A 13,958-nucleotide genomic window follows, 5' to 3' on the forward strand; every position below is an offset into this window, starting at 1 on the left:
TTGAAAACTTTAACTAACAATAACTGCACCATTATGTAACCGTATAACTATATAAAGTTACACAATTTCCCTCAATATTCCTACCTGAAAACACCTTCCATTTTATCTCATTTTTAACTGAATTTTAGCAAGTTACCACCGCTCTTCCTCAATCTCCTCGGCTATTTTCCCGTTGATATCGATCCGTGCATCGCGAAAAACGAAAACGGTCGTACCCCATTCCCTCGCGTAACGATTGGTCACAGAATCAGCAGCGAAACCGGTCTCGAACAGGGGCCCGGTTTCCTGTATTTCGGCTGCGCGCTCATGCCAGTTCTTGACGCGGATCAGATGCTTGTAATGCTTGCTCAGATCGAACCAGTTCACATAATCCGCATTGAAAGTGACCGCCCTTACACCTTCCTTGGTGTAGTAATTGATCGCCCCGGCCTGGCCGTAATTGTCGCAGAGTACAAGCGTTGTAGCCCGGTCGGGCATAGCGGCGTAGGCGGCATCGACTTTGGCAGCCAGCTCCCGCCAGCCGAGCATATCGGCAAAATCCTGCGGTAGCTGATGGTCCTTCCCGTCCTCCCAGCGTAGCATACCCAGTTTTTGATAGGGTCCCGGGTCGGCAATAATCTGTTCCGGGGTCTTGTTCGGGAACGCCACATTGAACAGCGGAATGAATAGCGCCACGGGGATCAGTACAAATACAGCCCGCAACCAGGCCGCATTGACTTTCCCTGCAATGTAAACAGCCCCAAATGCGATGTAAATAGGGTAAATACCAATGGCATAGTAACCTTTCGCACGCAGGTACGTGAAGACGGCCAGGGTAATAATGATCGCAAAAAAGAACAACCGGTAGGGTGTAAACGGCCTGTATGCCAGCAGCCCGTAAAGCCCGGCCACGATCACAAACAAGGCACCCATGAAATAGAGCAATTGCTCTTTCAGAAAATCGGCGCGGTTCATGTTGACGAGCTGCGTTTCCGCCAGCAGTTTCATGTGGTGAAAAACGGGAAAGTTGTTCTGGTACTGCCAGATCAGGTTAGGCGAAATGAGCACCAGGGCGAGCAGCAGGGCAAAACCAACGTGCTTGTTCAGCAGCAGGCTGCGTTGTGGCGTGAGCAGAATGGCAGGCAGCAGCCCCACGACAGCAAACACGATATTGTATTTATTCAAAAAGCCAATGCCAAATGCCATCGCGAAACCATAAAGCCACCGCCGTTTCCGGGTGCTGATATAACTGATCAGACAAAAATAGAGCGTTGTCCAGCAGAGCACATCGACGGAATTGGGCTGAAAAAGCTGGTTCAACCGCAGCAAAGCAGAAAACAAGACGCAGGAACCGGCCAGAACACACGCAAACAAGCTCCCTCCGAGCCTTTCCACGCTCTTCCACACAACGAGGAGCGTCAGCGCCCCGAACAGTGCCGGGAAAAACCGAACGGCCCATTCCCCATTACCCAATGCACGGATTATCCAGGCGATCCACGACGTAACCGGCGGCACCGACACGAAGCCCCAGGCCAGGTGATTACCCTGGTCGAGGTGCAGGTACTCGTCACGGTGGAGGTCATAGCCCGGGATGATGAGGAAATATTGGAGCAGGAATTTGAGGGCGATAAAAATCAGCAGCAGGGCGGTTCTCTGGTTCATATATGTTTGTGATGTGCCTGGAAAAGCATGGGTAATTAAGCCATTTACTTTATTTTCTAAAACCTACTTTCACAACCGCATTGTCCGCCGGCTTCCGGCATCTGTCCGAAATCGAACATAACGCCGTCCCGACCAAAACAACAAATCATTGATTTACAATAATATATATATAAAATCCACTCATGGAACGCGTTTTTAAGCATGGGCAAATCGAGCCCTAATTGTCCTTAACCCGGCCTACCATGCTTCAAAACTATTTCAACATCGCCATTCGCAGCCTGCTCAAAAACAAGCTGTTTTCTTTCATCAATATCTTCGGCCTTGCCGTGGGTATGGCTTGCAGTCTGCTGATTTGGCTGTGGGTCAAAGATGAATTATCCTTCGACCGCTTCTATCCCGGTATCTCAAATATCTATTACGTCCGTTCTGCTTATAGTGAACGCGGCCAGACCGGCGTGGGCGACGTTACACCGGGACCATGGCAGGAAGCGCTGGAAAAGAATGTAGCCGACGTCAGGGCCATTACCAAAATCACTTTTGGGCGCGAGCTGCTGGTGCAGGTAGGAGAAAAATCCACCAAAGAAACCGGTATTTACGCCACAAGCGGATTTTTTAAGGTATTCCAAACGCCATTCATCGAAGGTACCGCCAGCAAGGCGATCGAACAGCCGACGTCCATTGCCATCTCCCGCAAAATGGCCGAAAAGTATTTCGGAAAAAGCAGCGCGGTGGGTAAAACGCTGAAACTGAACAATGCTTCGGACATGATCGTCAGCGCCGTGTTTGAAGACATTCCGCATAACTCTACCGTCCGGTTCAACTGGATCGTCAATTTCAAAGCGCAGGAGGCCGACTGGATGAAATGGTGGGGTAATTCCAGCTTCAAAACTTATGCATTGCTGGCTCCCAATGCGGACCCCGTGAAAGTCGAAAAGGTAATGCGCCAGGTGATCAAAAAAGCCGCACCGCCTCAGCTCACGTCTTTTCCGCTGCTGCAAAAAATGGCCGATACTTATCTCTACACGGAGTACGCTAACCTGAAACCCTCCGGCGGGCGAATCGAATATGTACGTATATTTTCCGTCGTGGCGGTGTTCATCCTGCTGATCGCCTGCGTGAATTTCATGAACCTCGCTACCGCCCGCTCGCTCAAACGCGCCCGGGAAGTAGGGGTTCGCAAGGTGGTGGGTGCTGAGAAAAAATTCCTCGTCATGCAATTTCTGGGCGAGTCACTGATCGTCAGCACGCTGGCTTCGATATTGGCGACATTACTGGTGTTGCTCGTGCTCCCGGTATTCAACACGATTGTGATGAAAAGCATCGAGCTCCATTGGAGCGACCCGTTCCTCTGGGGTGCCATCATCGGGTTGACGCTCATTACCGGCATCGTAGCGGGCAGCTACCCTGCGCTATACCTCTCGGCTATGCAGCCGGTACGGATCCTGAAAGGCAAAATGACCTTTTCGAACGGCAGCCTCCATTTGCGGAAAGGGCTGGTCGTATTTCAGTTCGGCCTCTCCATTTTCCTGATCGTCGGCACGTTGGTCATTGGCAATCAAATGGATTACATTCAGAACAAACGGCTTGGCCTCGATCAGGAGAATGTCGTGTACCTCCCGCTGGAAGGAGAGCTGGGCAACCGGCTGGAACCCTTCCTCCAGGAAATTCTTGCATCACCTACCGTATCAGCCGCCACCACGGTGGGGGAAATCCCGACCAATATCTACGGCAACTCGGGCGATCTCGACTGGACCGGCCGCGACCCGGCCGTCGACAATACCGTATATGCCACTTTTGTGGGTTACGATTTTGCCAAAACCATGAACATCAGCATGGCCGGAGGGCGCGATTTCTCCAAAGAATTCGCCGCGGACACCACCAATTACATCATCAACGAGGCCGCAGCCCGCATGATGAAAATGCAGGATCCCGTGGGAAAGCAAGTGAAATTCTGGATGGGTAAAGGCACCATTGTAGGAGTCATGAAAGACTTTCATATTACCTCTTTCCATACCGCGATCAAGCCGCTGATCCTGGTCCACTACAAAGGGCTCAATACCGAGCATATGATGATCCGCATCAAAGCCGGCCAGACCTCCCGCGCGCTGGCGCATATCGAGCGGGTAACGCACGCATTCAACCCGAACTATCCTTTCACGTACCATTTCCTGGACGAGTCTTTCGAGAACATGTATCGCTCCGAGCTGATCGTGAGCACGCTTATCCGCTATTTCGGGATTATGGCCATTGTAATCTCCTGCCTTGGGTTACTCGGCCTGGCTGCATTCACGGCCGAGCAGCGCACCAAAGAAATCGGTATCAGAAAGGTGCTTGGTGCTAATGTCGCCAGTGTGGTAACACTTTTGTCCCGGGACTTCATCAAATTGGTGTTAATCGCTATCGTGCTGGCCACGCCGCCGGCCTGGTATGTAATGGATCGCTGGCTCAACGACTTTGCCTACCACACCGAGCTTTCCTGGCAGATATTCCTGCTGGCCGGGCTGATCGCCACCGGCATTGCATTGCTCACAGTGAGCTTTCAGAGTATCAAAGCGGCACTGACTGACCCCGTCAAATCGCTCAAAACCGAATAAAAAATAAAGGCGGTCCGGAAAGCCGGACCGCCAAACACAAATCAATACCACCCTACAACGCTATTGCGCTGCAGACGCCAGCACTGCCTGTGCACTCATAACAACCATCAGACTGCCGGAAGATTTCGAAGGGTTTACAAAAATCATATACACATCATGCGGCTTGCCGTCCGCTGCCGGTAGTTTCACCGGAATATCCAGGGTCGATGGCTTGAAATCCAGCTTGTCCGACGGTTCCAGGAACGCCGATTCTCCTATTACCTTGCCGGTAGGGCTGTCGAGGCGCAGTTCTACCTTCCCACCCGACGCATTCAGCTGCGGTTTCGGTGCCATAGCCATCACGCGGAAAGCCGAAACGCCGTTCAGATCAACCTGCTTCAAGCCCATGTAAGCGCCCGTTTTCGAAGGAATAGCAAGGTTATTACCGCCGTAGGACATTTTATTGACATTATCATACACATCGAAACCATGCACATCCAGGTTCGAGTTACGCAAAACGAACGTCTGCTCGGAACGTAGCGCAGGCAGGCCTTTCGCGCCCTTGTCCTCGTACGCGGCGCGTACTACGAACACCCCCTTGCCTTTGTCGCCATTGGGCAATGCGGCGGTATAGCTGCCTTTTACGGGCAAGGCGGCATTCGCTGCGGCATCTCCCGAAAGGTTCAGGATGTATTTAACCATTTCCGAAGCGTCCGCCGCCGACAGCTGCGGGTGTGCCGCCATCGCCGTTTCGCCCCAAACGCCGCCACCACCGTTGATCACCTTCTTGGTAAGCGTTTCCACTGCCGAGCTGTTGCCTTTATATTTACGGGCCACATCGGTGTAGGCCGGGCCTATCGACTTCTTACTAATCGCGTGACAGGCCTTGCAATCACTCGCTTCGATCAGTTTTTTTCCCGTAGCGAATGCTGCGGCTGCGTCGGCAGAGCGGTGTCCCTGCGCAATAGCCACTTTATCGAAGCCTTCGGGCAGATAATCGATATTAACCGCTACGCGATCTTCGTCGATACCGCTGCCCAATGTTCCATCTTCCTTATCCTTCACTTTCACATCATACTGGAATGGCTTGCCCGGCACGAAGAAAGACTTGTTCGCACCTGGCATATCCAGGCTCAGCACCGGCGCTTCATTGCCGACGGTCACATCGACCGATTGCGTCGAAATACCGCCTTTACCGTCGTTCACGGTCAATGTCGCTTTGTAAAGTCCTGTTTTAGCGAGCGTCAGCTGTGCATCCTGGGTATTGATGGTTTTGGTAAAACCGTTTTTGGAAGTGATTTTCCATGAATAGGTCAATGCATCCCCATCGGCATCGTCGGTACCGGCCGCTGTAAGTTTCAATGCGAGTGGTGCCGAACCGCCCTGTTTGTTGGCAGCCATTTCGATCTTCGGCTTGCGGTTACCGCCATTGTATTCGATGCGGATCAGGCGGGCGTCGTCGTTGGCGGAAAACCAGCCCGAGCCGTATTCGAGCATATACAGGTCCCCGTTTTGTGCAAATTCCATATCCATTGGATTCGAGAACTTGTAGCTGGGCATAAAGCGCTCCATCGATGCGTAATTACCTTCCTTATCCATGGAAACGGCCATAATCCAGCCGCGCATCCATTCGTACGCGAGCAGTTTGCCGTTATAGTAGGCAGGAAAAGCCCCCGACGCATTCTTGAAATCGTCCGAATAAAACACCGGACCGGCCATCGCGTTACGTCCACCCGCACCCACGAGCGGGAACTCCGGCGAAGCGTCGTAGGGATACCAGATAAATGCCTTCTGTGCGGGAGGCAACACTTTCAAACCGGTATTGCTGGGGGAATTGTTGGTCGGTGCAGCCACGTCCCATTTCTCACCCGACTGGCTGGCCGTGAAATCGTACTTGTTATAAGCCTTGTTATCCCCCACGAAATGCGGCCAGCCGAAATTCCCCGGCTTCCGGGCCTGCCCTACCTCGTCGTGACCAGCGGGGCCGCGGTTGGCATCCGGTTTGGCGGCATCAGGCCCCACCTCTCCCCAATATACGTACCCTGTGTGCTGATCCACCGAAATGCGGAACGGGTTGCGGTGGCCCATGGTGTAAATTTCCGGGCGTGTTTGCGCGGTGCCCTTCGGGAAAAGGTTGCCTTCAGGAATCGTGTACGTTCCGTCCGCTTGCGGTTTGATACGGATAATCTTGCCACGTAAGTCGTTGGTGTTCGCCGATGATTTCTGTGCGTCCCAAGCTTCGCGCCCAGCGCGTTCGTCGCTCGGGCTGTAACCGTTGGAGCCGTGTGGATTGGTATTATCGCCGGTCGACAGGTACAGGTTACCATCCTTGTCCCAGGCAATGGAGCCGGCGGTATGGCAGCATTCCTCGCGCTGTGTAGGAATATCGAGCAATATTTTCCGCGAAGCCAAGTCCAGTTCGTCGCCTTTCAGCTCAAAACGCGCGAGTACGTTCTTGGATTCGTTCGGGTCGGAGTAATAGAGGTAGATCCAGTGATTTTGTGCAAAATTCGGGTCTTTGTTCAACCCCAGCAAACCATCCTCTCCCATCGATTCCTTGCCTTCCTTGCTCACATATTTCGTACTTACAGGCACTTTGGCAATGGTTTTGAGTTCTTTGGTTTTGATATTGTAAAGCAGTACTTCACCCTTCCGTTGGATAAACAGGATCCGGCCGTCGCCGAGCACGCTCAATTCCATGGGTTCGTCCAGTTTTTCGGCCAGTATTACTTTCGAAAACCGGTTTTCTTCGGGACGCGCTTTCGCAAAATCGAGTGGCTTGGGTGTGTCGCCGCCTGTCGTATAGCGAATACCCGCCCAAAGGTGGTTCAGGAAAAGCGGCTCTTCGAAAGTCTCGTCGGTATGCCCCATTGCCGTATAAAACGACCGGCCGCCGTCGAACTCCTGGTACCAGCTCATCGGGTGAAAGTCCGGGTTTTTACCGCCGGTATAGCTTTTCTCGTCGATTTTCAGGACGACATTAATTTTTGGGGAGATATTCTTGAAACTGTAAAATTCGTCGCTCCGCTCAAACTCGTCGGGCATTCCCTGGGTAGCCCAGTGATTTTTCTGGGTCACGATAAACTTCCCTTTCTGCACATTGTTGGGCATCGGGTGGTCCAGAAACCATGCACCGGCCAAGGCGCCGTACCAGGGCCATTCGTATTCCGTATCCGTGGCCGCGTGGATGCCCACATAGCCGCCGCCGGCCTGAATATACCGCTCAAATGCACTTTGCTGCTCTGCATCGAGGATATCCCCGGTGGTATTCAGGAAGATCACCGAGTTATACTTTTTCAGGTTGCTTTCCTTAAACTGTGCGGCATCCTCCGTGAAGCTGACGCCAAAACCTTTGTCGGTCGCCATTTTGCCCAATGCCTTTTTCCCGGCCTCGATCGACGGGTGCCTGAATGCCGCAGTCTTGCTGAAAACCAGCACCTGCATTTTGGGCGCCTGCGCCATTGCGTGACCGACGAGGAGCCATGCACAGCCAAGCAGTACTCCCTGTAATTTTTTCTTCATCTGGTTAGGTCGTTTGAATTAGTGACCATCAAATGTACAGTAAAAAGCACTATTGTCTATCTTTAAGACAATAAATTTTATTCTATTAATTATTTCAACAATGCAATAAATAGCCTTACCAACGTCTATGGGCGTATTCCGTTAAAGAGCCTGGAAAATGTTTCCGCCGGCAACTTTGGGCGGGAAAGCCGTATCAGCGATATTGCCGGGCTAAAACCGGGCAGCGTTTCCAAACCAACTATTTCATAGCGACAATTTCACAGCGACATTCCTAAGCCATTACCACATGAGGGACATCCATTCACCGAGCGAGCAGAACTACATCCAGCAACTTTCCATCGACTGCGTCATTTTAGGCTATCAGGATTCGCAACTCAGCGTGTTGGTGCCCAAACTGAACTTCCGGGGCGATTTCTGGGCTTTGCCGAGCGGTTTTATTTACCAGAACGAAGGAATTGACCAGGCTGCCCGCCGGATATTGGAGGGACGCACGGGCATCAAGGATATTTACCTGGAACAGTTCAGGGTGTTCGGAGACGCTCCACGGTCGAATATCCGCTTCCTCGAAAGGCTGATCGAGCTGAACAAAGATACGCTGGGCGACAAGCAGTTCGACCGGAAGGAATTCGACTGGATTACCCGGCGGTTTGTTTCGATCGGATATTACGCGCTGGTGGACATTAACAAAGTAGTGCCCCGGAAAACCGAGCTCGACGAGTCCATCGACTGGTATCCGGTGCGGGATTTGCCGCCGATGATCATGGACCATCACGAAATGGTCAAATGCGCATTGGAAACCTTGCAGCTGAACCTCGATCAGAAGCTCATCGCATTCAACCTACTCCCCGAGACTTTCACCATGCGGGAAGTGCAGGAGCTTTACGAATCCATTTTCGACCGCGCTTTTGCCCGCAACAACTTTCAGAAAAAAATTCTCGACCTGAATGTGCTCGAACGGCTGGAAAAGAAGTTCACCGGGGCTGCCAACAAGGCGCCGTTCCTGTACCGGTTCCGGAATGAGGGTATGCAGGCAGGGTAATTGCAGACGCTGTGGCTGCAAAGCTACAAACGGGTCGGCGGAGAGCCACTGCAAAACATCCGCGGTGGGTGAATCTTTGCATTGTGAAAACAGATCGCCCCGTGAAAATGAAACCAGAAAGCACCCTGAAAGTATTAGTATTCGATTTACATCCTATTTCGCGTAAAGGGATCCGGCTCATGCTCGATACCATGGAGCTGCGCATGAAAGTGACCGAAGCCTCCCGTGAGCGCCAGTTTTACAAATTAGCCACTTCGCAACGCTTCGACCTCGTGGTACTGAGCGTCAATGACGTCGACAGCCTCAACAACGAAGCCATCTCACCGATCCTTTCGAAAACCGCGGTACTTTACACCGAAGAAGGTGCCGAAAACGCAATGGACCTCATGGCACTCGGCGGCGGTGCATGCATGTCGAAAAAATGTAACGATGCCGCATTGAAGGAGGGCATTTCGGCCGTGCTGCAACAGCGCCGCTATGTGTGTGCCACCACGCAAGCGCATGTGAACGCGGAGTACTGGCGGTTCAGGGCTATCCGGAACGGCGCCGGCGCTTACCGCCCGCGCGTACGCCAGCTCACCAGCCGCGAATCGGAAGTAGCATCGTTACTTAAAAACGGTCTGAAAACCGGCGAGATCGCCGACCGCCTTCAGATCCAGCACAGCACCGTGAGCACCCTGAAAGCCCGTGCATTCCGCAAGCTTTCGGTCACCAATCTGGTGCAAGCCATTCAGACTCTGGACTAACGTATATCAAACACCGGGTTACCGGCACGCATTTCGCAGACACGCCTCACTATCATGCTCCACGTAATTTTATATGACTCCCACCCGATCATTCTGAGGGGTCTTAAAGAGTTTTTCAAAAATCTCGAACACGAGTTTACCTTTTTAGAAACCGGCACAGTTGCCGGCGTTTCAAGATATCTTGCAAGTCACAAAGTCGATCTGGTAGTGGTGGGAGTGAATGAAAAGACGGGGATAGACTCGAAGATTATACAGAAACATAGCACCATTCCGTGGGTGGTCATGTACAATGACAACCTTTACAAAAAGGCATTATCACTCCTGCTTGCGGGAGCAAGCGGGTGCATTTCCAAGGGCTGTCCCGATCTGGAAGCCGAAAGATGCCTTCGCGAGGTACTCGCCTCGCGGAGGTATATCTGCGAAAGCACGCTGCAAAAGTTCGGTTATGAATTCCTGTTCGACCCCGTCAATCAGTCGCAGATACGTAACTTCCTCAAATATAACCTGCAACGAAAACCCAATAAGCTATCCCCGCGCGAGCAGCAGGTAGCAGGGCTTTTGGTGAGTGGCATGAAGACCTCGGAAATAGCGACGGCGTTAAACGTTAGGCATAGCACGGTGAGTACGATCAAGCGGACGGTCATGTTAAAGAAAAACGTCATCAACATCGTCGAATTAGCTTCGGTTTTATCAAATTAATGAGTCGCAGCTCTTTTGCAATTCAGGTTGAAATGCATTAATTTCAGTCATTACGATTAAACCGTAATCCTGAAAGGCCCCGTTTCCTATATGCCGCTCTCCATTATCATAGCCGACGATCACCAGCTTGTCCGGAAAGGACTTCAGATGGTCGTCAAAGAAGTCCTGGGATTCAGCGTAGTCGTAGAATTTGCCGAAACAGGCCGGGAAGTGATCGAGAAAATCTCCGCGCGAGAGTTCGATATGCTCATTACCGACCTGAATATGCCCGAGACCAATGAGCTCGCGCTGATCCCCGATATTTTACGCATCCGGCCGAAGCTCAAAATCCTGGTCGTCACCATGAAGCCCGACAAGGTATTTGCGGCCCGCTTCTTCCGCGAAGGAGCGCTCGGGTACGTAAACAAAACCGAGCCGGATCAGGTCCTGGCCGAAGCAATCCAGGTTGTAAGCCAGGGGCGGCGGTACATTTCAAGATCGCAGAGCGAGATTTTTTCCAATGCGCTGATCGGCAATGTCGCCAATACGCCTTTCGACAAGCTCTCGAAACGGGAGTTTGAAGTAGCGCTGCTCCTGCTCAAAGGATACGGCGCCCTGGAAGTCGCCAATGCACTGTCTATCAGCGCATCTACGGCCAGCAGTTTCCGCTGCCGCGTGTTTGATAAACTGGAAATCAAGAACCTGCTGGAACTGAACCATCTTGCCCAGGTGTATCAAATTGATTCAGATTTTGAAGGAGAATCGTAAAAGTACTGCCCTTTCCGGGCTGGCTGGTGATCGAAATACTTCCCTGAATGTAATCGAGCATGGTATGGATCAGGAGACTGCCCGTGCCGCGATTGCCAGCTTGCCGGTCGCGGCTCATAAAGAGGGCAATCTGCTCGTCGGTCAGTCCCTGGCCGGTGTCGCTGATCGAGATCAGCAGTTGCCCGTTTTCCTCCCTGCATGAGAGGGTAATCTCCCCGTCGGTTGTGTTTTTGTTGGCATTGTCAATCAGATTACGAATGATAACCGACAGGATCTGATAATCCGAAATGCATTCCAGATCGGTGTGCACAATGGTAAGCCGGTTATGATTGACCTTGAACAGCTCCTTGTAAAGTGAAGCGATCTCCTCGAACAATGCATTCAGCGGAAACAGGTTCTTGCTGATCTTGAACCCCTGCTGCTGCGTGCTGATCCACATGAAAAACTGCTCGGTAAAGCCCAGCAGGTTTTGCGTGCCCATATGCAGGTCGCCCAGGTAGGCATCGAGGTCGCCCGGCGTGAGATGCTTGTGGTTTTTCAAAAGATTGCCGCTGATGAGTGAAATAAACCGGAGCGGCGAGCGCATATCGTGGAGCACCATCGTAATCACGTGGTCTTTGAACCTGTTGCTCTCCAGCAAAGCCATCTCCGATTTCGCCAGGTCATCCACCGCCCCTTTCAGCTCGTGCGTACGTGCGGAAATGATATTTTCGAGCTCCTGAGCTTCCTTTTGCAACTTGGTGAGCCGTCGCTTAAAAAGCAGGTAGCCAATCCCGACCGACATACAAATGCAAAGGGTATAAAACCACCAGGTGTTGTAGAACCACGGCTGGACCTCTACGGGCAACGTAAATTGGGCCCGGCTATCGGAAATATCGACGCTGTTTCGCCGAACCAACAACTTGTAATCGCCCGGCGGAAGACTCGCAATCGTTACCTCGCCATTCTTCTCCACCTTATGCCAGTCAGGATCGAGCCCGGCAACCTGATATTCCAGGTCGAGGTTCTCCGGATTGCCGAAATATGGGGAAGAAACATGGATGGAAAGCCGTTTGAAGTCGGGCGAAAGGGTAATGCCACCTGTATTGAACGGGATCGACCGGCCCTTTACCGTCAGGCTATCGGCAAAGATGGCCTTAGTTGGGTAATAGGGTTTGATTTGATGAGGATAAAACCAGACAAGCCCTTTCATGGAAGGAAGCGACAGGAGGCTGTCCTTTAACCACAGGTAAGAAGGGTCGCAGCCGCCGTTGAATTCGTTCGTAGGCAGGCCGTCGGTACGGTCAAAGCGGAAAAAATTGACCTTATCCAACCGCCTTTCCGCAAATGCCTGTAAATCACTTTTCCTTACTTTGAAGAGCCCGTTGTTGCTCGGCAGCCAGAAATAGCCGCTGCCGTCTTCGATAAATGAATGGACGGTCGTCAGCGACTGCCGTGGCCCGGCGGGCATCCGGTAGAGCTTCTTGTTATGCAAGAGGTAAAACCCCTTTCCATACGTAGAAATCCACAACTTGTTATCCGCCTCCACATGAACCGTCCGGATGGGCATCGCTTCCAGCAGCGACTTATCGACGCGGTTGCGTTCATAATCATACCATTTTAAGCCCTTTTCCGTACAAACCAGGAAATACGACGGGCGAATCTGCCTGGCGAACAAAATATTGGCCTTTTGCGGAAACTCCTTGAACCCGACGGCTTTGTCGTGTACAAGCTTGCCAAAGCCTCTTTCCGACGCAAAAAAGTATTGACCTTCGCCGCCGGGACTCATATGGATTATCTTGTTTTCCGCCGCAACAACCTGGCTTCGGCCGCTCGCAATGTCGAGCTTATTGAGTTTGTAATTCTGCTCGTAATACAACTGCCCGTTACCCGGCGCGAAAAACCAGGAAGCGATACCCGGTTCGAAGGGCAGTTGCCTGGGCTTCTCATCGATCGAAATCAGCATGTTTTTCACGACCAGCCGGTCATCGCCTGCTTTGGCTTGTGCATAAAGGCTCTGATCCAGAACGGCAGAGGAAAACGGTGGAGCACTGAACTGCGTTTTCCGTACTATAAACAGCCCATCGGTAAGCGAACCCAAATAGAACGTCTGTTGCCCGGGCATGAAGCGGACAGAAGTTAAAAAGGGCACATGAATATCTTCCAGCTCGACTTCTGAATGGAGCCTGCCGTCGTGCAACGTAATTTTGTAAAGTGATTCGCCCGCGTACGCGTAAAATCCGTCGGGGCACGGAAAAGTGAGAAAATTTCCCGAAAGAAAATGGACATTGGTAGCCAGCGGCCCGGCAATGGATGTATAGCTGGTCACCCTGCGACCATCCTTCCATGCTTCAACGCGGTTACCAGGTAAAAGACACGCCAAAAACTGTCCGGCAAATATCGCATACTGCGGATTATCTCCTGTGTAATCACGCAACGTCACCGGGGCTTTTAAATCCATCGATAAATAGAGCAGGCTTTCCGCATTTCCAAGGTATACCTCATTGTTGGATATGTTCGATGAAAAGGGAAATAGTTTCTTTCCCAGGTGACTGTAGAAGTAAGCCAGCTTACGGCGCATCCCCTTATCAACTACTGCCTCCCCTTGCCGCCCCACATGCACGGACCAGGCCGGAAGCAGCACCGGGACAGGCGCGGCCTGGCTTCCCGAAACCGCCACTTTGATAATCTGCCCCCCGTACACACGCGCATACAGCGTACCGCGGTCGTCGCTCGTAAGCCCCTCCACGCGCGTCGATTTCAAACCCGGCAACTCGGAAGTGCCGTATGTGACAAAGCGTTGCCCGTCGTAACGCACCATGCCCATTTCCGTAGCAAGCCAGCAATAGCCCCATTCATCGAAAACAATGTCTTTGACGCTGTTCTGGGGAAGGCCGTTGTCGGTATTGTATTGTGAAACGATATAGCGCTCCTGTGCAGCGAAAGCTGGAAAATCATGCAGAATGAGAGAAATCAACGCGATCAGGAGGATTCTCATAGTTCAACTGTTCT

8 protein-coding genes are annotated in these 13,958 nt (G+C 52.0%); 5 read left to right on the forward strand and 3 right to left on the reverse strand.

What is annotated here, in order from left to right:
* Positions 1–132: 132 nt before the first annotated feature.
* A complete protein-coding gene (locus tag CLV60_RS16830) occupies positions 133–1,641 on the reverse strand; it encodes a glycosyltransferase family 39 protein (RefSeq protein WP_106596521.1) in 1,509 nt (502 codons plus the stop codon).
* A gap of 242 nt (positions 1,642–1,883) precedes the next feature.
* Here CLV60_RS16830 and CLV60_RS16835 point away from each other — a divergent pair, with 242 nt between their 5' ends.
* On the forward strand, positions 1,884–4,235 hold the full coding sequence (locus CLV60_RS16835; RefSeq protein ID WP_106596522.1) for an ABC transporter permease: 2,352 nt from the start codon (positions 1,884–1,886) through the stop codon (positions 4,233–4,235).
* 60 nt (positions 4,236–4,295) lie between these two features.
* Here CLV60_RS16835 and CLV60_RS16840 read toward each other — a convergent pair whose 3' ends face one another.
* Positions 4,296–7,736, reverse strand: a complete 3,441-nt coding sequence (locus tag CLV60_RS16840) for a ThuA domain-containing protein (RefSeq protein WP_106596523.1) — start codon at positions 7,734–7,736, stop codon at positions 4,296–4,298.
* Between the two features lie 295 nt (positions 7,737–8,031).
* On the opposite strand from CLV60_RS16840, the gene CLV60_RS16845 reads away from it, so the two are divergent.
* The 4 genes from CLV60_RS16845 to CLV60_RS16860 all read left to right on the forward strand — a co-directional run bounded on the left by CLV60_RS16845 (position 8,032) and on the right by CLV60_RS16860 (position 10,967).
* Positions 8,032–8,775: an NUDIX hydrolase gene (locus CLV60_RS16845; protein WP_106596568.1), complete on the forward strand. Its 744-nt coding sequence runs from the start codon at positions 8,032–8,034 to the stop codon at positions 8,773–8,775.
* Positions 8,776–8,882: 107 nt separating this feature from the next.
* The gene (locus CLV60_RS16850; protein WP_106596524.1) at positions 8,883–9,521 is read left to right on the forward strand and encodes a response regulator transcription factor; all 639 of its coding nucleotides are present in this window, start codon (positions 8,883–8,885) and stop codon (positions 9,519–9,521) included.
* Positions 9,522–9,575: 54 nt separating this feature from the next.
* Positions 9,576–10,220, forward strand: a complete 645-nt coding sequence (locus CLV60_RS16855; RefSeq protein ID WP_106596525.1) for a helix-turn-helix transcriptional regulator — start codon at positions 9,576–9,578, stop codon at positions 10,218–10,220.
* 90 nt (positions 10,221–10,310) lie between these two features.
* Entirely contained in the window at positions 10,311–10,967 is a 657-nt protein-coding gene (locus CLV60_RS16860; protein WP_106596526.1) for a response regulator, read from the forward strand.
* Here CLV60_RS16860 and CLV60_RS16865 read toward each other — a convergent pair.
* Entirely contained in the window at positions 10,894–13,944 is a 3,051-nt protein-coding gene (locus CLV60_RS16865; protein ID WP_106596527.1) for a sensor histidine kinase, read from the reverse strand. The two genes, CLV60_RS16860 and CLV60_RS16865, sit on opposite strands and share 74 nt — an antisense overlap.
* Between the last annotated feature and the right edge of the window lie 14 nt (positions 13,945–13,958).

This window comes from Dyadobacter jiangsuensis (assembly GCF_003014695.1).
Classification (GTDB): Bacteria; Bacteroidota; Bacteroidia; order Cytophagales; family Spirosomataceae; genus Dyadobacter; species Dyadobacter jiangsuensis.